16 protein-coding genes and 1 tRNA gene are annotated in these 20,432 nt (G+C 67.0%); 8 read left to right on the top strand and 9 right to left on the bottom strand.

What is annotated here, in order from left to right; all coding sequences use genetic code 11:
- Positions 1 to 169, bottom strand: a 169-nt coding sequence (locus HY049_08460) for a hypothetical protein (protein MBI3448929.1), incomplete at its 3' end; no start/stop codon positions are given.
- Positions 170 to 276: 107 nt separating this feature from the next.
- Here HY049_08460 and HY049_08455 point away from each other — a divergent pair.
- Genes HY049_08455 through HY049_08445 form a run of 3 tightly spaced genes read left to right on the top strand, consistent with a single transcriptional unit; the run spans position 277 to position 4,913 of the window.
- The gene (locus HY049_08455) at positions 277 to 1,701 is read left to right on the top strand and encodes an aminopeptidase P family protein (GenBank protein MBI3448928.1); all 1,425 of its coding nucleotides are present in this window, start codon (positions 277 to 279) and stop codon (positions 1,699 to 1,701) included.
- 4 nt (positions 1,702 to 1,705) lie between these two features.
- Positions 1,706 to 3,637 carry an asparagine synthase (glutamine-hydrolyzing) gene (gene asnB / locus HY049_08450; protein MBI3448927.1) on the top strand — a complete coding sequence of 644 codons (1,932 nt, stop codon included), beginning with the start codon at positions 1,706 to 1,708 and terminating at the stop codon, positions 3,635 to 3,637.
- A complete protein-coding gene (locus HY049_08445) occupies positions 3,627 to 4,913 on the top strand; it encodes an MFS transporter (GenBank protein ID MBI3448926.1) in 1,287 nt (428 codons plus the stop codon). The genes asnB and HY049_08445 overlap by 11 nt, the downstream gene beginning before the upstream one ends.
- Here the strand turns inward: HY049_08445 and HY049_08440 are convergent.
- From HY049_08440 to HY049_08425, 4 genes are all read right to left on the bottom strand, one after another.
- On the bottom strand, positions 4,886 to 5,593 hold the full coding sequence (locus tag HY049_08440) for a class I SAM-dependent methyltransferase (GenBank protein MBI3448925.1): 708 nt from the start codon (positions 5,591 to 5,593) through the stop codon (positions 4,886 to 4,888). The genes HY049_08445 and HY049_08440 overlap by 28 nt on opposite strands.
- Before the next feature lie 7 nt (positions 5,594 to 5,600).
- Complete coding sequence (locus HY049_08435; GenBank protein MBI3448924.1) at positions 5,601 to 8,357, bottom strand: serine/threonine protein kinase; 2,757 nt, start codon at positions 8,355 to 8,357, stop codon at positions 5,601 to 5,603.
- Between the two features lie 107 nt (positions 8,358 to 8,464).
- On the bottom strand, positions 8,465 to 9,319 hold the full coding sequence (gene arsM / locus HY049_08430; GenBank protein ID MBI3448923.1) for an arsenite methyltransferase: 855 nt from the start codon (positions 9,317 to 9,319) through the stop codon (positions 8,465 to 8,467).
- The gene (locus tag HY049_08425; GenBank protein MBI3448922.1) at positions 9,316 to 9,732 is read right to left on the bottom strand and encodes a winged helix-turn-helix transcriptional regulator; all 417 of its coding nucleotides are present in this window, start codon (positions 9,730 to 9,732) and stop codon (positions 9,316 to 9,318) included. The genes arsM and HY049_08425 overlap by 4 nt, the downstream gene beginning before the upstream one ends.
- Before the next feature lie 100 nt (positions 9,733 to 9,832).
- Here HY049_08425 and HY049_08420 point away from each other — a divergent pair, with 100 nt between their 5' ends.
- The gene (locus HY049_08420; GenBank protein MBI3448921.1) at positions 9,833 to 10,954 is read left to right on the top strand and encodes an NACHT domain-containing protein; all 1,122 of its coding nucleotides are present in this window, start codon (positions 9,833 to 9,835) and stop codon (positions 10,952 to 10,954) included.
- On the opposite strand, the gene HY049_08415 is transcribed toward HY049_08420, so the two are convergent.
- On the bottom strand, positions 10,951 to 11,448 hold the full coding sequence (locus HY049_08415; protein MBI3448920.1) for a hypothetical protein: 498 nt from the start codon (positions 11,446 to 11,448) through the stop codon (positions 10,951 to 10,953). The genes HY049_08420 and HY049_08415 overlap by 4 nt on opposite strands.
- Before the next feature lie 109 nt (positions 11,449 to 11,557).
- Positions 11,558 to 11,645: transfer RNA gene (locus HY049_08410), tRNA-Leu, on the bottom strand.
- A 271-nt stretch (positions 11,646 to 11,916) separates the two neighbouring features.
- On the opposite strand from HY049_08410, the gene HY049_08405 reads away from it, so the two are divergent.
- Both HY049_08405 and tcmP read left to right on the top strand, forming a co-directional pair.
- Complete coding sequence (locus HY049_08405; protein MBI3448919.1) at positions 11,917 to 12,705, top strand: phage Gp37/Gp68 family protein; 789 nt, start codon at positions 11,917 to 11,919, stop codon at positions 12,703 to 12,705.
- Positions 12,698 to 13,876: a three-Cys-motif partner protein TcmP gene (gene tcmP / locus HY049_08400; GenBank protein MBI3448918.1), complete on the top strand. Its 1,179-nt coding sequence runs from the start codon at positions 12,698 to 12,700 to the stop codon at positions 13,874 to 13,876. Before HY049_08405 ends, tcmP begins: the two co-directional genes overlap by 8 nt.
- Positions 13,877 to 13,980: 104 nt before the next feature.
- Here the strand turns inward: tcmP and HY049_08395 are convergent, their stop codons facing one another.
- Together HY049_08395 and HY049_08390 are read right to left on the bottom strand one after the other, a co-directional pair.
- Positions 13,981 to 15,000: a hypothetical protein gene (locus tag HY049_08395; GenBank protein MBI3448917.1), complete on the bottom strand. Its 1,020-nt coding sequence runs from the start codon at positions 14,998 to 15,000 to the stop codon at positions 13,981 to 13,983.
- 1,066 nt (positions 15,001 to 16,066) lie between these two features.
- Positions 16,067 to 19,423, bottom strand: a complete 3,357-nt coding sequence (locus HY049_08390; GenBank protein MBI3448916.1) for a PD40 domain-containing protein — start codon at positions 19,421 to 19,423, stop codon at positions 16,067 to 16,069.
- 18 nt (positions 19,424 to 19,441) lie between these two features.
- Between HY049_08390 and HY049_08385 the strand changes: the two genes are divergently transcribed.
- Positions 19,442 to 20,116 (top strand): AAA family ATPase, encoded by a 675-nt coding sequence (locus tag HY049_08385; GenBank protein ID MBI3448915.1) that lies wholly within the window; start codon positions 19,442 to 19,444, stop codon positions 20,114 to 20,116.
- 10 nt (positions 20,117 to 20,126) lie between these two features.
- Entirely contained in the window at positions 20,127 to 20,336 is a 210-nt protein-coding gene (locus HY049_08380; protein MBI3448914.1) for a hypothetical protein, read from the top strand.
- The last annotated feature ends 96 nt before the right edge of the window (positions 20,337 to 20,432 follow it).

The following is a 20,432-nucleotide window of genomic DNA, read 5'->3' as shown; positions in this document are numbered from 1 at the left end:
TCCCCCCGAGGATGTGGAGCGTGGTGCCGAACGGGGAGAAGAAGATGTGTCCCCCCTCGTGGAAGGGGAGGTTCACGTAGTCGATGACGGACCAGTCAGTGAAATGGAAGGCCCGCGTGACCGTCGTCCAGCCGAGGGCCGCGACGAGGAGGCCGAAGAGAATGCTCACGCCGCCATGAGACGATGGCGGGCGGTGCCTCGTCAACGTCGCGCCGGTTCGTGTACGATGCCCGCTTCGCCCGCCAGGGCCGCGGGAAGAACAAGAGGAGGCGGCGCATGACGATGAAGCGAAGGTCGAGCCGAAGGGAGTTCCTGGGAGCGGCGGTGGCGTCGAGCGCTCTCGTTCTGCCCGCGTGGGGGGCGGCCGAGCCGGCGGGCGCGTCGAAGAACGTCGCGGCGAAGCCGGCGCGCGCGAGTGAGTCGGAGAAGCTGCTCAAGCCCCGCCCGGACCATCCGACGCCCGCCACGTACGATCGGCTCGACCAGGCCTGGTACAAATCGAACATCGCGCGGTTACAGACAAAGCTGAAAGAGGCCCGCGTCGACGCGGCGCTTCTCACCGATCGCTGGAACATCATCTACTTCACCGGCCTCTTCCACACGACCACCGAACGCCCCTTCGCGATCCTCATCCCCGCCGACGGCCTCGATCTCACCTGGTTCCACCCGGGGCTCGATCGCGACCTCGTCGCCTCGTGGTGGATCCAGGACCGCGAGTCGTACTTCGACATCCAGCACGCGAAGGGCGGGTTCCCGAACGAGGGGAAGGTCGTCGAGGGAGACAAGGTCGACCTGACGCGCTGGATGTGGGAGGGAATCCGCAAGCGCGGCTACGACGGGAAGACCGTCGGCCACGACGCCACGTACGACGAGCGGCCGAAGGCGACGATCGCCGACGTCTGCCCGAAGACGTCGCTGCGGAAGATCGACGACCTCTGCATGAACATGAGGATGGTGAAGACTCCGGAGGAGATCGCGCTGACGCAGCGCGCGATGAACTATTTCGACCGGATCCACGCCTTCGCCCGCGATCTGATCCTCGCGCGCGGCACCGACCTCATCGACTACGAGATCGCGCAGGAGACGATGACCTACGGGACGGGGCTGATCCTGGCCGACATCAAGCGCGACGAGCGGCCGCACACGGCGGTCGGCGTCTCGGTCGACATCGGCGTTCGCACCGGCATCGGCACCGCGTACCCCCACCCGAACCAGTTCCACTACAACAAGGTGAAGAAGGGGGACTCGCTCCAGGTCTCGGGGGTCGTGCAGGTCGGCGGCTACGGCGGCGAGCTGTACCGCGCGTACCAGCTCGGGCCGTGGGACGCGCACCGCGAGAAGGTGTGGGAGGCGCACACCGAGTCGTGCCGCATCCAGCAGGAGCAGTCGGCCGCTGGGGTCGCGTGCTCCCACGTCGCGAAGGCGGTCCACGACTACCAGGTGAAGGCGGGGATGCAGAAGTACATCTACCACCGCCCCGGCCACGGCCAGGGGATGGAGGGGCACCAGCCCCCCTACCTCGCCCTCGGCGATTTCACCACGCTCGAGGAGGGGATGATGTTCAGCAACGAGCCGGGGCTCTACGATCCGGAGAACGGCTTCGGCTACAACCACTCCGACTGCGTCCTCGTCACCCTCAAGACGGGCGTCCCGATGAGCTCCGTCCCGATGACGAAGGACTGGTGCCTCCTGAAGGTGTGACGGCATGTGCGGCATCGTAGGAATCTTCTCGCACGACTCCCCGGTCGACCCCGCCGCACTCTCGCGCGCGACGCAGGCGCTTCACCACCGCGGCCCCGACGGACAGCGCCACTTCATCTCGCCGGACGGCCGCGCTGCCCTCGGCCACGCCCGTTTGAGCATCATCGACCTCCGGACGGGGGATCAGCCGATCGCCAACGAGGAGGGGACGGCGCACATCGTCGTGAACGGCGAGTTCTACGGCTACGAGAAGATCCAGCGCGAGCTGACGGAGCATGGCCATCGCCTTCGCACGCGCTCCGACAGCGAGATCGCGCTGCACCTGTACGAGGACCTCGGGGCCCAGTGCCTTCACCGGCTCCGCGGCGAGTTCGCCTTCATCCTGTGGGACGAATCCAGCCGCACGGTCTTCGCCGCGCGCGATCGCTTCGGGATCAAGCCGCTCTTCTTCGCGCGCCACGAGGGGAAGCTCTACTTCGCCTCCGAGGTGAAGGCCCTCTTCGCCGCGGGAATCCCGGCGCGGTGGGACGCCGAGTCGCTCTACAACTCCGTCGATCTCGGCGGCCACCAGGCCCGCACCCTCTACGAGGGTGTGTACCAGGTCCCGGCGGGACACTACGCGCTGGTGAGCGGATCGGGGCGCATGCAGCTCTACCGCTACTGGGACTTCGACTTCCCCACTGCCGATCGCGCCGTGGCGGACCGCCCCGATCGGGAGTACGCCGAGGAGTTCCGCGCCGCCCTCGACGAGTCGGTGAAGATCCGCCTCCGCGCCGACGTCCCCGTCGGCTGCTACCTGAGCGGCGGCCTCGACTCGGCTTCCGTGCTCGGCCTCGCGGCGCGGCACCACGCGGAGCCGATCCGCGCCTTCACGCTGACCTTCGATCGCGCGGACTACGACGAGGAGGCGATCGCGCGCGAGATGGCGGAGAGGGCGGGGGCGATATTCCATCCGATCGCGATACGCCAGGACGATCTCGCCGACAGCTTCGCCGACGCCACCTTCCAGTCGGAGACTTTCTGCGTCAACGCACACGGCGTCGCGAAGTACCTGCTGAGCCGCGCCGTGCGCGACGCCGGGTACAAGGTCGTCCTGACGGGAGAGGGATCGGACGAGATCCTCGGCGGCTACGCGCACTTCCGCCGCGACATGCTCCTGCACAACTCGCAGGGGCAGGACCCGGCGACGGTGCGCGGGCTCCTCCACGATCTCGAGACGGCGAACCCCGTGTCGAGGGGTCTCCTCCTGCCGCACGGCGAGACGGGATCGCTCACCGGGGTGCAGCGACTCCTCGGCTACGTCCCCTCGTGGATCGAGACCTTCTCGGCCCGCTCCCGGAAGATGCAGGCCCTTCTCGCCCCCGAGTACCTGGCGGCGTTTCACGGGCGCGAGGGGTTCCGCTCCCTCTTCGACGACATCGACGTGAGGGGGCAGCTCCGGGGCCGCGACCCGGTCCACCAGTCGCTCTACCTCTGGTCGAAGACCGCCCTGCCGTCGTACATCCTCTGCGTCCTCGGCGACCGGATGGAGATGGGGCACTCGATCGAGGGGCGCGTCCCGTTTCTCGATCACCACCTCGTCGAGGTGATCCGCAGCCAGCCCGTCGCGATGAAGATCCGCGGCATGACCGAGAAGTTCGTCCTCAGGGAGGCGGCCCGCCCCGTGATCACGGACACGGTCTACAACCGGCAGAAGCACCCGTTCCTCTCCCCTCCGGCGACGCTCAACCCGTCGCGCAAGCTCAACGTGCTGATGCAGGACATGCTCCGCGGAAAGGTCCTCGCCTCGATTCCCTTCTTCGACAGGACGAAGGTCGTCGCCCTCCTCGACGATCTCGAGGCGATGGACGAGGGATCGCGCGTCGCCGTCGATCAGGTGCTGATGATCCTGATGAGCGCGTGCGTGCTCCACGAGCGGTTCCGGCTTGGCGCCTGAACCGGATCCCCCCTACCCGCCGCCCCGGCGCGCCTGGTCCCTCGTGGGCGTCCTGACGATCGTCTACGTCTTCTCGTTCGTCGATCGCCAGATCCTGTCGCTCCTGGTCCAGCCGGTTCGCCGGGATCTGGCGATCAGCGACACGCAGATGAGCCTGCTGATGGGGGCGAGCTTCGCCCTCTTCTACACCTTCTTCGGGATTCCCCTCGGCCGCGCGGCGGACTCCCGGAGCCGGCGGTGGATCGTCGCGCTCGGCTTCGCCGCGTGGAGCCTCTTCACCGCGGCGTGCGGCCTTGCGACGACCTTTCCGCAGATGCTCGCGCTCCGGATGGGCGTCGGCGTCGGCGAGGCGGCGCTCGCGCCGGCGGCGTACTCTCTGATCGCGGATTCCTTCGAGGCGCGGAAGCGGGCGACGGCGCTCGGCGTCTACTCGACGGGGATCTACGTCGGCGCCGGCCTCGCGTTCGTCGTCGGCGGCACGATCGTCGGGCTCGCGGCGTCGTGGCGGACGGTCTTCTTCGCCGTCGGGCTCCCGGGGCTGGCGCTCGCGCCGCTCGTCCTGGCGATGAGGGAGCCGGCGCGGCGGGGGGACACCGGCGGCGGCAGCGCCACCGTCCGCGACGTGTCGGAGTGGTTCCGGGCCAACGCGGAGACCCTCGTCTGCCACAACCTCGGGTGCGCGCTCATGGCCCTCGGCGGGTACGCGATCACGGCGTGGGCGCCGGCGTTCCTCTCGCGGAGGTACGGCCTCGGCCCGGCCGAGGCGGGGCTCGCCTTCGGAGCGGTCGTGCTCCTCGCGGGGAGCGCCGGCGTGATCGCCGGAGGCCGCTACGCCGATCGCCTCGCGGCGCGCGGCCGGCGCGACGCGAACCTTCGCGTCGCCGCGATGACATCCCTCGCGTGCCTTCCTTTCGCCACGCTCTTCCCCCTGGCGCCGGGGGCGACCGCCGCGCTCGCCCTGCTCGTGCCGACGATGTTCTTCGGAAGCGTCGTGTGGGGGGTCGCCCCGGCGGCGATCCAGGAGATGATGCCGAACTCGATGCGAGGCCAGGCGTCGGCGGTCTACCTCTTCGCGGTCAACGCGATCGGGCTGGGGCTCGGGCCCACGGCGGTCGCCCTTCTCACCGACAGGGTCTTCGGCGACGAGCGCGCGGTGGGGTGGTCGCTCGCGATCGTGGGGTGCGGGGCCTATCTGTCGGCGTCGGCGCTGCTCGCTCTGTCGCTGCGCCCCTTTGCGCGGAGCCTCGACTACCTGCGGGCGCGCACCGCCCAGTAGATCTCGCCGAGGGGCTCGACCGAAGGCTCCAGGCCGGCCCCCCTGAAGAGCCGCTCGAGCCTCTCCCGCCTGAAGCACTCCGAGCCGTGGCCGTCCCCGGTGATGAGGAGCTCGGGGCCCGACCGCGCCCAGTCGATGGGCTGCATGGCGCCGCGCCGGTGCATCTCGGTGTACCACTCGGCCCTCGGCGCGAGGGAGTCGGGGGAGTAGACCACGATCACCGCGATCCCCCCCGGCCGGATCACGCGCGCGAACTCGCGAAGCGCCCGCTCCTTGAGATCGCCGAGGAGGCCGAGGGTGTTCTGCGCGCAGTAGAGCGCGTCGAACGAGCGATCCGGGAAGGGGAGATCCCCGGCGCTCGCCGCGGTGAGCCCCGTGCTTGCCGCGAGCTTTCTCGCCCGCACGGCCTGGTGGAGGTAGGACTCGAGGAAGTCGATGCCGGTGAGGCGCCTCGGTCCGGCTCCGAGGGACTCGAGGAGCCGCCCGTCGCCGCAGCCGACCTCGAGGACTCTTCCGGTGCGGGGGAGGGCGCTCTCGAGGAACGCGATCTCCTGCTCGAGGGCGCGCCGGATCCGGGGAGGGGCGCTGCCGTAGCACGCCTCGAGGAAGACGCCGCTCGCGTGCGCCTCGTACCACTCCGCCGCGCCGGGTGACGCGTCGGGTCGGTCGGACGAGCCCACGTCGCGCTCACGCCTCCGGCAGGCGCGCGCCGAAGAGCGGCTGGCCGCCGAGCGAGCGGTAGAAGCCGTGCGCGGCGATCGCCACGAGAATCGCGAGGGCGAAGTAGGCCGTGCCGTCGTACCAACCGGCGCGCGCGTCCGGGACGGGAGCGTTCCACGTCAGGAAGAACATCGTCACGATGAGGGCGAAGAGCCCGAGGCGCGCGAGCGCGAAGGTGATGGCCGCCGAGATGACGAGGGCGAGGCCCACGTCGGCGACGAGGATGCCGGTCTGGTTGAAGAGGTACTCCATCACGGTGCCGATAGTGAAGAAGACGGCGATGCTCGTCTTCCAGTTGCCTCTCGAGAAGACCAGTCCGGTCACCATGAAGTAGAGGAGGATGATCGCCTGGAGGGTCGCGTTCAGGGAGACGACGAGCGTCTCCGTCAGCAGGTGAGAGGGCCCGAGGAGGACGTCGAGGGCGTTCACCGAGGGCTTCGGCCCCGCCATACCGAACCATTCGGGGCTCAGCCTCAGGAGCGTCGCCGCCAGGGATATCGAGGTCCCGAGGAGGGCGCCGAGGAGGAGGTCCCGCCCGACCATCGGGTCGTTGAACCTTCCCGCGAGCAGGCGCGTCCACGAGATGATGCTGTCGGGCCAGTGGCGCCTCACGATCGGCTCGAGCGCGACGTAGAGAAGCCATGCGATCCCGGCCGGGAAGGCCGCGCGCCCGAGCGCCACCTGGAAAACCGAGAACTCCTTCGCGACCGAGGCGGTGTGATCCGCCGAGAGGACCCAGGTCGCGAGGACCCCCAGGAAGACGAACTGCGCGAACCGGAAGGCTCCCTTCCGATCGTCGCGCCCGCTCTTGATGTTCCGCCGCGCGAAGTAGATCGCGCCGACGAGCGCCGAGAGGAGGAAGATCACGCTCACGACGCTGCCGATCTGCACCCCCTTGGGGATCTCGGCCGCCTCCATCCGGGCGGGGCGGGTCCACGGGTGAAGGAGCTCGAAGTAGATCGGCTTCCCGTGGTACGCCGCCGCCTCGATGCGGACCGGCAGGTCGGGGATGCCGTCGTAGCGAGTCTCCCACGCCGCGCGGGAGTCGGCGAACGAGAGCGGGGCCCACGTGGACCTCACGGGCGTCACCTTCGCCACGTCGAAGCCGGCCTCGGCCAGCAGCGTCTTCCAGTCGGGGTCGGGGAACGGTCCCTCGGACTCGTCCTTCTGCGGTGGGACCGCGGCGAAGTGGATGAGCCTGCCCTCCGTGTCGACCTGCACCGACGCCATTCCCGAGAGGATCGGGGGGGGATCGTTGTCGCCGACGACGCCGATGCGGTTGAGGGGCTCCATGAGGCGCGGGCTCTGCCGGTAGATCAGCGCCACGGCGCTCGGCTGTCCCTTCGATAGCGCGTCCCATTTCCGCGGGCCGCTGTCGTGCTTCGCGACGTAGTCCAGGTACTCGCCGTCCGTACCGAGGAAGCGCTTGCTGTCGGCGGGAGGATCGGTGTAGCCGATCTTCCTCAGGATCTCGTGAGCGCGCTCGACGAGATAGTCGGGGGTCTTGGTGAACGGGACCCTGTGGAACAGCTCCTCCCGGCGCGTGGCGAAGACGCCCGCGGCGAGCGACGCGACGAAGAGGCCGAGGCAGATCCACGCGACCTTCGGTTTCAGCCCCCCCGCGTCTCCCGCAGCCGCCACCATCTCGGGAGACGGGGTCTCGCCGGCGGCGAGGGCCGCGGCGAGGGGATCGCCTCCGGGCAGCGCCGCGGCCACGGCGAGGGCCGAGGCCGGTCGGAGAGCGGGGTCGGCCGAGAGGCACCTCAGGATGACGCGCTCGACGGCGGGGTCGCACTCCTGGACCAGACTGGTGACGCTGGCAGGGGTCGTCTCGGTCTGGAGGCGCTGCAGATCGGGAATCGTGTCGGCGCTGAAGGCGGGCTTGCCCGTGTACAGCTCGTAGAGGACGAGGCCGAGCGAGTAGATGTCGCTCCGGACCGTGACCTCCTTTCCCGAGAGCTGTTCGGGGGCCATGTACGCCGGGGTCCCCGCGCGCACCTCGCGCCCGTCGATCTCCCCCGCGAGCGCCGCCAGCCCGAAGTCGGCGATGCGCACCTTGCAGCGCCCGTCGAGCATGACGTTGGCCGGCTTCAGATCGCGGTGGAGCACCCCCTTGTCGTGCGCGGCGGCCAGCCCCGCGCAGATCTGTCGCGCGATCTCGGTCGCCTTCTCCGAGGGGAAGCGGCCGATGCGCTTGAGGAGGGTTGCGAGATCCTCGCCGTCGACGTACTCCATCGAGAGGAAGTGCTGGCCGTCCACCTCGCCCACGTCGTAGACGCGGCAGACGTTGGCGTGGGAGATCTGCCGGGCGATCCGCACCTCGCCAAGGAAACGCTCGAGGCGGCTCGGGTCGCTCTCGAAGGCGGGGGGGAGGAACTTCAGCGCGACCTGCTGCGCGAGCTTCAGGTCGTCGGCGCGGTAGACCTCGCCCATCCCCCCCTTGCCGATCTGCTCGATGACCCGGTACCGGTCCGCCACCATCTCGCCCGGCGTGAACCGGCCGTGATCCACCGACGACTGGGCGAGGGCGCTCGGGCCGACGTTCGTGTGGGCCCGGCTCACCCCGGCCGGTCCGGCCGGCGTGCGGCGCGCCGCCGGCTCGGCGGGGGCGAGGCGGGTGGGGGTGAGCGAGTCGGATCCCGATCCGCTGGTCGGCATGCCGCACGAGAGGCAGAACCGGCTCGATTCGGGGATCTCGCTCGCGCACGTCGCACAGGCCATCATGCGGTCCACAGTCTCCGGCGCCGCGCGGGGAGGACCGCCGCGACGAGGCTCTCGTTACGGATCGACCGGGTGGAAAGGTTCCATGGTACCGCAATCCTTCCGGAGACTCACGCCAGCGGCTTCCTCGCGTAGAAGGTCAGGCTCTGGACATTTCCCTCCGCCTCGGCCGCGAGCCTGCCGGCGGTCGACTCGCACGACGGGCCGCAGCAGCTCGAAGGCGGCGTCATGACGGGGTCGCTCGCGTCGAGATCGGACGTGACGAGCCCCTCGATCTGGTCCCGGTCATAGACGAGCCGCGCCCGGACCTCGACGTCGGCGAGCCCCGCCTCGAGGAGCCCTGCGGCGTACTCGGACTCGGAGATCGCCCCGGCGATGCACGAGGCGTACGCGGCCGCGTCGCCGCGCGCCCACTCCGGGAGCTTCTCGACGACGATGTCCGAGACGAGCATCCGTCCGCCCGGCTTGAGGACGCGCGCGATCTCGGCGAAGACCCTCGGCTTCTCGGGGGAGAGGTTGATGACGCAGTTCGAGATCACCCAGTCGACCGTCCCGCTCTCGACGGGAAGCTCCTCGATGATCCCCTTCCGGACCTCGACGTGCGCCATCCCCGAGCGGGCGATGTTTTGCCGCGCGCGCGCGATCATCTCGTCCGTCATGTCGACGCCGATGACGCGGCCCGTCGGCCCCGTCCTCTTCCCGGCGAGGAGCAGGTCGATGCCGGCGCCGCTCCCGAGATCCACGACCGTCTCTCCCTCGCGGACGCCGCTGAACGCCACCGGGTTCCCGCAGCCGAACGAGTTGACGACCGCGTCCTCGGGGAGGGCGCTGGTCTCGGCGTCCCCGTAGCCTGCGATCTTCGCGGCGACCCCCTTCGGCGCCCCGCCGCAGCACCCCGACCCTTCCGTCACGGCCTTCGCGTACGCCCTGGATACGTCCTCCCGAACCCTCTCCTGCTCTCTCATGGCTTTTCCTTTCTGCCGGACGAGGCACGCCCCCTTCCGGCGGGTTTCGACGTTCGTGGCGCGGGAGCGCACGGGCCGCACCCGCAGCATCCTTCGATGGCGTCCGCTATCGCGCGCAATGTCCCGACCAGCTCCGCCGCGCGGACCTCGTAGTAGATCTCCTTGCCGCGTCGCGAAGACGTCAGGATCCCCGCGTCCCTCAGCGTCGCGAGGTGCCGGGAGACGACCGAGAGATCGACTGCGCAGCATCCCGAAAGCTCCGTGACGCCGCACGGGCGCCGGCACTCGGCGAGGCGCCCGAGGAGGGCGATGCGGTTCGGGTCGCACAGGGCCTTGAAGAGACGCGGCGGGATCTTCCCGATGAGATCCGCCGCGCCCGCCCGTCGTCCGCCGGACCGCCTTTTCATTTGCATGATGGTGCAAGTATACAAGCGATGCCCGCGCTGTCAAGGGGCTCTTGCAACCCGATGAACCTGTGGTAGTCTCCGCGAAACCTCTTTCCCGAAGGCCGACATGAAGCTGATTCAGTTCCGATCGCCGGAGACGACCCCGGCGGCGCCTCGCGAGGAGCCGCCCGCAGGGAAACCGCCCGCCTCGAAGGCGACGGATGCCGCGGCCCGGTCGCTCCAGGCGGCCGTCCTCAGGCGGGTGGTGAGCGGGCAGCGCTACCTGCAGATCTCCGCCGAGGCGCATCGCGAGCGCTGCGCCTCGCGCGCCCGCGCCGCGCTGGCGGGAGCCGGTCCCGTGCTGGGGGAGTCGAACGGACGGCACGTGCCCCTCGGCGTCACGCCGATCGGTGGGCCGGCCGGGTACGGGGTGGTCGCGCTCACCGACCTCGTCGCGGACTCCGACTCGCGGCGGATCGCGCTTCTCGGGGGGCCTGGATCGGGGAAGTCGACGCTCATGTGGCTGGCGGCGCGCCGCGTCGCCGAGTCGGCCGGCAGCCGCCCCGTCGTCCCGGTGGTCCTCGCGCTGAAGAGCTTTCAGGGGGTGGCGCGGACGGTCGGGGTCCAGGGGATTGCGCGGCACGTGACCGAGCGGATCCTGCGCGAGATCTCCGCCCCTCCGTACGAGTGGACGCGGAACGACTTCCTGAGGGCCGCCTCGAACGGCTGGTGCCTGTTCCTCTTCGACGGCCTCGACGAGATCGACGCGGAGGACGCCCGCGTCGTCGTCTCGGCGATCGCCGGCCTCGTGCGGGCACACCCGGAGTGCCGCTTCGTCGCCTCCGCCCGCACCGCGGCCTACCGCGGTGCCGTCGAGCTCCGGGACTTCAAGAGGTTCGAGGTCCAGCCCGTCGATCCTCTCGGGGACGACGCGGCCGAATATCTATCGGGAATCGACAGCCTCAAGAGCCACGTCAAGGGCTTCCGGCAGATGCTCGAGTTCGAGGCGCCGATACGGGCCGCCCTCTCGACGCCGCTGCGGCTTCTTCTCGCCGCGCTGATCTACCGCGACAAGAGCGAGGCGATCCCCGAGGGGAGGGTGAAGCTCTACCGCGACGCGCTGGAGTGGATCGAGTCGCCGGAGAGACGGCGCACGCCCCAGGAGCAGGTGAGCCAGTGGCTCATGCTCTCCCCCGAGGCGTGCCTGAGGTCTCTCGCCGTCCTGGCGGTAAAGGCGGGCGAGCCCTAGTTCTGCTGCCCCGCGAAGACGAACGTCAGGCTGAACTTGTCGGTGAAGCCGAGCCCCTTGGCCGCGAGGAACGTCACCTTCCCCGCGTGGCTGACGGCCTTCCCGAGCACCATGATGAAGACGTCGTCGCCGTTCTCCGCCACTCCCTGGCAGGAGAAGCCGACGCGCCCCGATCCGACGGAGCCGTCGCACGTGAGGGGCGCCGTCGGGTTCCCGTCACCGTTGGTGTCGAGGAGCATGTCGGCCGTGAAATCCGGCGCGGCCGCCGACTGGAAGATCGTCATCGTCCCGACGAGCTTGCCGGTGGCTCCCTTGCCGGCCGACGGATCGAGCGGCTTCGCCGAACCCTGAATCGAGATGGTGTAGGCCGTTCCGGTCGAATTGTTCGTCGGATCGAGCTGCGGCGATCCCGACTGCGCGAGAGCGGGGAGCGAGGCGAGGACGACGATGGCGGCGAGCAGAGCGAGGCGTGACAGCGTTCTGGTCCGGGTCATGAATTTCTCCTTGGCTGCGCGCGACGGCGCAGGTTTCTTCTCGAGCGGGCTGAAGCGGGTAGGACCTCATCATACGACGTGATCGGCCCGCCCGCTACGGAGAAGTCGCTGGTGCCGGAGGTGGGAGTTGAACCCACACGAGGGGTGACCCTCGGAGGATTTTGAGTCCTCTGCGTCTGCCATTCCGCCACTCCGGCCCGAGGGGCGCAAGACCGCGCAAGGCGACGGCCAGAGTAACCGATCGAAGCCGCGTCCGCACGAGTGACCGCTCGTAACACTGAATCTCGCCGCGTACTTGGCCGACCTTGGTGGCGACGGATGGCAAGCGACCGAATCACCCCCGGGGCGCTCCGCGCTGAAGTCGAAGTGCTCAGCCCATTTTGCGACGAGAAGCATCCGCTCTCAGGAGTGACTCGCCACAACGCAGCACGTAAAATGGACGAAGTTGATTCGTGGAGCCCTCGCATCATGGCCAACAACTCGAGCATCGAGTGGACGGACGCAACTTGGAATCCCGTCACTGGTTGCACAAAAATCAGTTCCGGATGCAAGAACTGCTACGCGGAGAGATTTGCGGAGCGATTCCGCGGCGTGATGGGTCATCCCTACGAGCAGGGGTTTGATCTGACGCTGTGGCCTGCGCGCCTCCAGCTTCCTCTCACTTGGAGACGTTCCCGAATGGTGTTCGTCAATTCGATGTCAGATCTTTTTCACGAAGACGTTCCCGACGAATTCATCCAGAGCGTTTTCGATGTGATGGAGCAAGCCACTCACCACACATTCCAGTTTCTGACGAAACGGTCGGTCCGCCTTGTACAGTGGACAGAGGCGAGGTATTCCTTGGACAAGGCTCGAGAAAGGCGGCTTTGGCCACGAAACGTGTGGGCCGGTGTTTCTGTGGAAGATCAGTCCCAGACGTCGCGAATAGGGGATCTGCGGAATGTCCCGGCATTCACTCGGTTCCTTTCCGTCGAGCCCCTATTGGGCCCTGTGAGACTCTCGAACCAACAGTTGCGTTCCCTCCACTGGGTCATCGTTGGTGGGGAGAGTGGGCCGGGGGCGAGACCCATGAATCCGAAGTGGGTTCGAGACGTCCGTGATGCCTGCCAAGCGACTGGGGTTGCATTCTTCTTCAAGCAGTGGGGAGCCCACGACGCCCGCGGTCGCCGCGTTGGAAAGAAAGCTGCGGGTCGCCGTCTGGACGGTCGGACCTGGGATGCGATGCCAGCCGTCGGGGTTGGGCCGCCAAGTGCTTGACGACCCGGTCCTCTTCCCGCCAAAAAAAGTCCCGACCAGACTGAAGCACTGGATTCTCGAGGGCTACCTTTCATCTTGGGGTGGAATCATCGTTAACAGCAACAAAGGCGAGGTCCGTCTCTGTTTTGTAGACACGTGCTGTGGGTCAGGTCTATATCTCAGCCCAGACGCTCACTTGGAGGGCGACACTGCTGCGGAATCCGGCTCAGCCTTGATTGGGCCGCAGAAGCTCAAAGAGTTGGTTCAGTACGCCAAGTCGCAGGCTCGTCCGGTCCGAGCCCGAGCCCTACTGGTAAACGATGACTTGGGTGAACTCCGAACCGCGGAAGCTGCAATCCGCGACGCCGGATTGTGTGACGTGCTTGAAGAAGTCAAGTTCGAAAACAGCACATTGGAACAGGCGCGACAGATAGTCAGCGACTTTACGACCAATTGGTTCTCCCTTGTATTCATAGACCCATTCGGGCCATCGCCGACTCCATTTGCGGTGGTGTCGGAAATCGTTCGTCGTCGATTCACTGACACGCTGATAAACTTTCCGTACTACAGCATTCACAAGTGGACAGGATTCCTGTCTCGCGAAACAGCTCCGGGGGCGCGAGCCAGACTTGAAGCGATCGACGCCTTCATGGGCGGAACGGAGTGGCGGGAGGTGGCTCGACGAGTCATCGCGACGGGTGGTGATCTCGCTGGTCCACTCGTCGACCACTATCTCGGTAAGCTCTCGACCCTCGGCGTGCATGCACTTGCGCTTCCACTGCAGTTCGAAGAACGAGATCGAATCTTGTACTACCTCGTGTTCACGAGTCACAGCATCGCCGGGATGGCCGCGGCCAAGACAAGATTCGTTCAAGCGCGTTCGCGGGAATGTCAACTCCGGCAGGAGGCAGAAGTTGCTCGAACCCGTCAACCCCAGTTGTTCGATCTGTCACAAGTAACCGATGCGAAGGTTGATCTCGGTGCTCTTGTAGGCCATCTTGAAACACGTTTCGCGGGGAGAACGGTTCGCATGGACCACGTAGTGTTGGAGGGACTTCGGTTGGCGGATGTAATTGAGGAGGATGTTCGAAGAGCGCTAACGAGGCTGAAGAAAGCGGGACGGGTTGGCTACTCCGATAGGGCGTACGCGGATCACATCACGTTCAAACCTTCGAGTGCGCGCGAGAAGTAACTGAGCTCTACCGGTCCGGCGAGTGATCTGGCGTTCGAGCTGACGGTGAGGTCTTCGAGTTGCGCGCGGATTGTCCGGGGTTGCTGGCGCGGGGAGTTGCGACGTCAGGGTGCGTGCCCAGTGGACGGTCGTCGCGGAAACTGGCTAAAGTATGCGAGTGGTCTGCCGGTGAAGCCAAGGACGAACCTGCTGCGTGATTGGCGGTGCGACTTAGGCGACATCTCAACGGGACGGACCCGCGAGAGACTGAGAACCCGCGCGACAAGTACTGTAACGGCGTGGCTCCGCGCTTCATCAAGATTTCGCAAGATCTCAGTATTCACGGGTCCTGCGTTCAGCAGTTGGAAACCCCGGCACCAGCAGAGCGCCTTATCCGTCGGCCATATCCGAAAGTGTTGTGGATGGCCCACACCAATCGATACAAGGTGACGCAACAGCCGTTCGCGTAGTGAACGAAGAGAAGGCATCCGATGCTTGTGGCCGTTCGCGTTGGCGTGAGCGGATAAGACGTCGATCTGCCCCAGCACATCGTCCACGACCTTGCGGATCTTCCGTAGCTCCTTGTCGACTGAGGAGCGTCGTATTCTCAGGGTTCCGTCGCGTTTGAGCTGATATCCAACGAATCCAACCCAAGGCACCCCTTCTTTGCGAGCCGGGCGCCCCCACGAGTAGGGTCGCTTCGACTTCGCACCCCAGAATCGGTCCACATCGCGGCCGCGGTATGAATCGATGTCGAGCAGCGGGTGGAACGGGAGTCCCAGGCGGGTGAGCGTCCGACAATAGGCAGCGAGTGCTGAGGCGCAGGCTCGCCGATTCGTGCTGACGATCAGGATGTCGTCGCAGTACCTAGCGTAGAAAGACTGGCGGTGCGAGTTAAGGCGAGTTCTTGTGGACTCGTCGGCCGACGCAAGCACCGCGTTCGCCAGAATGCAAGAGAGGGCAGCGCCCTGAGGAATTCCGACACGCTCCTCCGCCGGTAGCTTGATGTGGTGTTTCCTGAATGTATCACGCGCATCGTAGATCTCCGGGACGTCGATGTGCTTGCGCGTCGTCAAGTCTCGAAGTGCGATCGCGCGCGCAGAGTCGTAGTCGTACCCGGCAAGAAATGAATCGAGGAACGCCAACGCACGTGGGTCGCACGTCGATCCGGCTCTTGTCACCAACTCGCAGAATTGGCCCCGTGCGGCAATGTGGCTGACGGAGTCGAAGAAGCCTCTGATATCACACTCGGCAACCCACAGCCGCCGCCTGTCACCGATCTCCTGAATGAAGGATCGGAGCGACGCAACAGCGTCATGATGAGAGGGTACTCGGCCGCCAACTGCGGGACGGAACGCGTAGCACCAAGGTCCGAGAGCGGGTTCAATTTGGTCTCGCATGTAGGCGGCAAAAGCGCTGCCGATGAGACTCTCGCGAAGTCCATAGGAGGTGAGGACTCTGTACTTTGCATGGTGTCCCGGGCGAGCTTTCGGAATGGCGAGCAGACGCTCTGGTCGGTAGAGATCTGCTCGTGTCCACGCCAGGGCTGCGCCGCGGCATTCATCAATTAGGCGCCGAAGTTCGCGCGCCCAACGGTATGGAAGCACAGAACTCGAAATGACGCGGAGGACATGGTGCTTCAGTGCGCCTGCGACAGCAGCGGCAGGATCCGCCGCACTCATCCGTTCTCGCCGCGTTGGGCGTGGCCACCGATTTCGCGGGGGGAGAATCTTGAGGAGTTCGTCGTCATCGGCGTCGGGCGTGGCACCGGATGCCGCAGAGACAAACTGGAGGCGCCGATGTTGCCTCGCCTTCTCGATCCGTTTGCGGCAGAGGAGCCCCACGAATCGCGAATCGCGAAAGTAGCTCTCAAGGTCGCGCATCGCACCTTCCACGGGATTGGTTGGGGCCCTCCCGGCCGAGGGACTGCGTCATCGCCAGTCCAGTGGCACGTAGTACATACCATGGTAGGGGACTACCGTTTCCCGACGATGGGCCAGGAACGCCACTTAGCGAAGCGCACCCCTACCTGGCCCATGCTCGACTGCTTGTCAGGACTGAACGGGACAGCCTTTCGGCTCCCGCTCGGCCCAGAGAGAGCCCCATTCGGGATACACCCTTCAAGATACTGCCGTCAAGTAGGGTCAACCTGCCAAACACGTCTTCTGATCGAGAAATCCCACCCAACGGGAGGTCACCATTTCCTAGCCATCACGGCTTCACCGGCACGAGCGGCCGCGGGATGATCGGCGGGGCGGCCGGCAGATCCTTCGGGTCCTTCGCGATCTTCTTCAGGATGTCGTCGATCGCGTAGTCGAGCTGCTCGTCCTTCCCGTCGAGGAAGCCGTCGGGGCTCAGCTCCAGAGGGACGTCCGGGTCGACGCCGTGCCCCTCGATCTGCCATCCCTTGCCGCGCGGATCCCAGCCGCCGTACTCCGGCTGCGTCGTCAGGCCGCCGTCGCGGAAGACCTTGTTGCCGCGGATGCCGATCCAGCCGCCCCACGTGCGCGTGCCGATGACGGGGCCGAGCCCGAAGTCCTTCGCCTCCTGCGCGAGCGTCTCGCAGTCGGACCCCCCCTGCCGGTTGATGAGGACGTCGATGTAGCCGTGGAAGGCGCGATCGGGGGTCGTCGTGAGGAACTTGCTGTAGCGCACTCCCGCGACGGAGAAGTTCTTGCGATCGAGGTGGGCGATGATCATCGGCGCGACGAAGCCGCCGTGGTTCCACCGGTCGTCGACGATCATCCCGCGCTTGTTCCACTGAGGCGGGAAATCGCGCGCGAACTCCGAGAGCCCGTACCCTCCCATGTCGTAGAGGTGGAAGTAGCCGATCTGCCCGTGGCTCATCCGGTCGACGTACTCGCGGTTCTCGTGGACCCACGTCGTGTACCGGATGCGCGTGTCGCCCGGGACGGGCTTCACGATGACGCGCCGCGCCCCCTCGAGCTTCGCCGCGTCGTTGATGGACAGCTCCACCTCCTGCCCCGCGCGGTTCGCGAGGCGGCGCAGGTAGTCCTCCCCCTTCACGAGGGGCTTCCCGTCAACGGCGACGAGCCACATCCCGGGCTTCACGTTCAGGTCGGGGCGGGCGAGCGGGGACGAGACGATCGGGTCGGGGTACTCCCCCTTGTAGATCTTCTTGATCTGCCAGAAGCCGCTCGCGGCGTCGTACGCGAGATCGGCGGCGAGGAGACCCGTCGAGACGGGCCGGCCGCGGTGAAGATCGCCCGGAGCGTGGTACGTGTGGCCGACGCTGAGCTCGCCGATCATCTCGCCGAGGATGTCCTCGAGATCGTCGCGGCTCGCGAGACGATCTCCCAGGGGGCCGTACTGCTTCCAGACGCCGTTCCAGTCGACGCCGTGCATGTTCGGGTCGTAGAAGAAGTCGCGCTGGAGCCGCCACGCTTCGTGCAGCATCTGCTTCCACTCGGCGCGCGGGTCGATTCGGATCGTCCACCCGGAGAGGGCGATCCGGTTGTCCTCGGCCCCCGGGTCATCCTTGTCGCGCTTCGGGGCGCTCATCGCGCCCGCCTCGACGCGGAAGAAGCCACCCTTCGTCCGGTAGACGAGGACCTTTTCGTTCATCGAGACGTCGTAGCCGAGGATCCCCGTCGCCAGCGTCGCGAGCTTCGCCTTCGTGATGTCGTACGTCATCAGGCTTCCCGCGCGCGGGTCGTCGTCCTCGTCGTCCCCGTCGCCTGCCGGCGGATCCCACGGCGTCATGCCGGTGGGCTCGAACGAGATCCAGTGGAGCTTCCCCTCCACCGCGTGGAGCCCGACGAAGATCCCGGGCCTCACCGGGACCTCGGCGGTCCGCTCCATGATCCCGTCGAAATCGATCCGGATCGGCTCGGCCGGCACGTCCTTCTTCGCGTCGGCCTTCTCATCCTTTCCGGCCGCCTTCTTCTCGTCGTCCTTCTTGACGTCCGACGGGGGATCCAAGTCGCCGCGCGCGGCGAAGGGGAGCTTGCCGTCGGACTGCAGGGCGACGACGATCGGGAGCGTCGACTTCTGCGCGATGAAGCGGGCCTCGCTGCGATCGAGGTACGGGTTGAACCAGCGATCGGAGAGGAGGTAGAGGTATTTCCCCTTCGGGTCCCACGTGGCGGAGAAGGCGTTGAAGAAGGGATCGCTGACGTCGTACGCCTTCTTCGTCTGGCTGTCCCAGATGCGGACCTGGTTGTACTCGTTCGAGATCGCGGCGTCGTACGCGAGGTAGCGGCTGTCGGGGGACCACTGGTAGTTCGAGATCTCGGACTCGCCGGTGTCGGCGATGGTCACGGCCCCGGTCGTCGTGTCCGCCACGTTGAGCCGGTACTTCTGGTCGCCCCACGCGAGATGCTTCCCGTCGGGGGACCAGATCGGCGGGAAGTGCCATCCCGGCTCCTGCGTCCCGAGCTGCTTCGGCGCCGAGCCGTTGTCGGCGGCGTGGAGGAGGAGCTGCTCCTCGCCGTCCACCTCGGTCCACGCCGCGATCGACTTGCCGTCGGGGGAGAAGGCGGGGCCGCGCGTCCGCGCGAGGGAGTTCTCGGTGATGCGGCGGATGAGACCCTTCTGGTGCGTGCGCGTCACGAAGACGTCGCCGCGGCTTTCGATCGCGAGGCGCTCGCCGTCCGCGGCGGTCGTGAAGCTCTGGAGGTTCTCCATCGGATCGACGAACCGCTCGTGGACCTGGAGGCGATCGCTCGGCAGCGCGATCGGCACCTGCTCGTTCTTCCCCGTGGCGAGGTCGAGGACCCAGAGATCCATCCTGTGCTGGTAGACGATCATCCCGTCGCCCATCGCCGGCCAGCGCACGTCGTAGTCGTCGAAGGTCGTGTGGCGCTTGATGTCGCTGCCGTCGGGCTTCATGGAGGCCAGGTTCGGGCGCCCCCAGCGATCGGTGACGAAGTAGATGCGGCCGTCGCCCGCCCACATCGGGTAGGCGTCCTTCCCGTCGTAGGTCGTCGCCTCCTTGAAGGAGAGAGGGTCGAGCGTCCCGACGAGGATCTGCTCGGCCTGGCCCCCCTTGTACCGCTTCCAGTTGTGAAACTCGAGCCCCATCTTCTCGAACGCCAGGCGCTTGCCCCCCGGCTCCCAGGAGATCCACGCCGCCGGCTCGAGGGGGATCATCTCCGGGATGCCGCCTTCCGGTGAGATCTTGTAGACGCGGTTGTCGTTGTGCGGCGTGTCGCGGCGGCTGCGGAAGAGGACCTTCCCGTCGGCGGTCCAGCCGATGACGACGTCCTGCGCGGGGTGGTAGGTGAGGCGCACCGGCTCGCCGCCGTCGGCGGAGATGACGTAGACGTCGTCGTTCCCGTCGTACTGCGCGGTGAAGGCGATGAGGCGGCCGTCCGGCGAGATGTGCGGGAACTTCTCCTCCCCCTCGTACGCGGTGAGACGCTGCGCCGATCCTCCCGCCGCGGGTACCTTCCACAGATCTCCCTCCGACGCGAAGACGATCACTCCCTTCGCGATGGACGGGTAGCGGTAGAAGCCGTCGGGGGGGTTGGTGGCCGCGGCGCGGGCCGTGACAGGGGAGATGAGGAACACCAGGAAGAGAAGAGCGCGCAGAGTTCTCGCCGGCATCGGGGCCTCCTTGGGGGGTTGGAACGACCGGCGATTCTAGCACCGGCGGGCCGCCGTCTCGCGCCGGCGGATGCGCGTGGTATCGTTGACGCGATGCGTCCCGACAGCCCCCACATCGTCTTGATCTGCGGGCCCAATGGGGCCGGGAAGTCGACGCTGGCTCCCAGATTGTTGACAGGTGCCCTCCGCGTGAAGGAGTTCGTCAACGCGGATGTGGTGGCGCGCGGACTCTCGGCCTTTCAGCCGGAGGAGGTCTCTCTCGCCGCCGGACGCATCATGCTGGGACGTCTGCGCGAGTTGGCGCGGCAGCGTGCCAGCTTCGCGTTCGAGACGACGCTGGCGAGCCGATCGTTCGCACCGTGGATTTCACGCCTCAAGGCGAGCGGCTACGCGTTCCACCTGCTGTTCTTGTGGCTTCCGGATGACGACCTCGCGGTAAGCCGCGTGGCGGGTCGCGCGCGCCACGGGGGGCACCGCGTGGCCGAGGATGTCATCAGGCGGCGATACCGAGCGGGACTCTCGAACTTCTTCACGCTCTACCAGCCGCTGGCGTCGAAGTGGCGCGTCTACGATAATTCGCTGGCCGCAGGTCCCCGGCTCATTGCCAGCGGTCGGGGGTCAGCCGTCCGTAGAGTCGTCGATCGACGAACATGGGGGAGGTTTCGTGAGGGGGCCACGCGTGAAGCGAGATAAGGGGTTCGACATCGGGCGGATCTTCGAGGACGGGACGCTGATCGACGCGGCGCTCCGCCAGGGAGTCGAGGACGCGCTGCGACTGCACAAGAAACTTGGATTGCCCGTCTGTGAATGGCGGCGCGGCAAGGTGGTCTGGATTCCCGCGAGCAAGATCAAGCTGCGGCGCACTCGCGCGCGCGTGCCACGACGGTCCGTCGGCCGCAAGCGCTCGAGCTAGTCGCCGGTTCCCCCGAGCATCGGCGCCTCACGGTCCGCCGAATCCCCCTTCCCTCATGAAGCATGCGACCGCCTGGACGCAGGTCTGTGCCCCCGT

The organism is Acidobacteriota bacterium, from assembly GCA_016195325.1.
GTDB lineage: Bacteria > Acidobacteriota > Polarisedimenticolia > JACPZX01 > JACPZX01 > JACPZX01.
Note: the sequence above shows the minus strand (reverse complement) of the source record. Positions and strands in the feature narration are given on the sequence as shown.

Coding starts and splice junctions, on each gene's coding strand:
- HY049_08455 (MBI3448928.1), top strand. CDS start 277: ATGACGATGAAGCGAAGGTCGAGCCGAAGGGAGTTCCTGGGAGCGGCG.
- HY049_08420 (MBI3448921.1), top strand. CDS start 9,833: ATGAAGCTGATTCAGTTCCGATCGCCGGAGACGACCCCGGCGGCGCCT.
- HY049_08390 (MBI3448916.1), bottom strand. CDS start 19,423: ATGCCGGCGAGAACTCTGCGCGCTCTTCTCTTCCTGGTGTTCCTCATC.
- HY049_08425 (MBI3448922.1), bottom strand. CDS start 9,732: ATGCAAATGAAAAGGCGGTCCGGCGGACGACGGGCGGGCGCGGCGGAT.
- HY049_08405 (MBI3448919.1), top strand. CDS start 11,917: ATGGCCAACAACTCGAGCATCGAGTGGACGGACGCAACTTGGAATCCC.
- arsM (MBI3448923.1), bottom strand. CDS start 9,319: ATGAGAGAGCAGGAGAGGGTTCGGGAGGACGTATCCAGGGCGTACGCG.
- HY049_08415 (MBI3448920.1), bottom strand. CDS start 11,448: ATGACCCGGACCAGAACGCTGTCACGCCTCGCTCTGCTCGCCGCCATC.
- HY049_08435 (MBI3448924.1), bottom strand. CDS start 8,357: ATGATGGCCTGTGCGACGTGCGCGAGCGAGATCCCCGAATCGAGCCGG.
- asnB (MBI3448927.1), top strand. CDS start 1,706: ATGTGCGGCATCGTAGGAATCTTCTCGCACGACTCCCCGGTCGACCCC.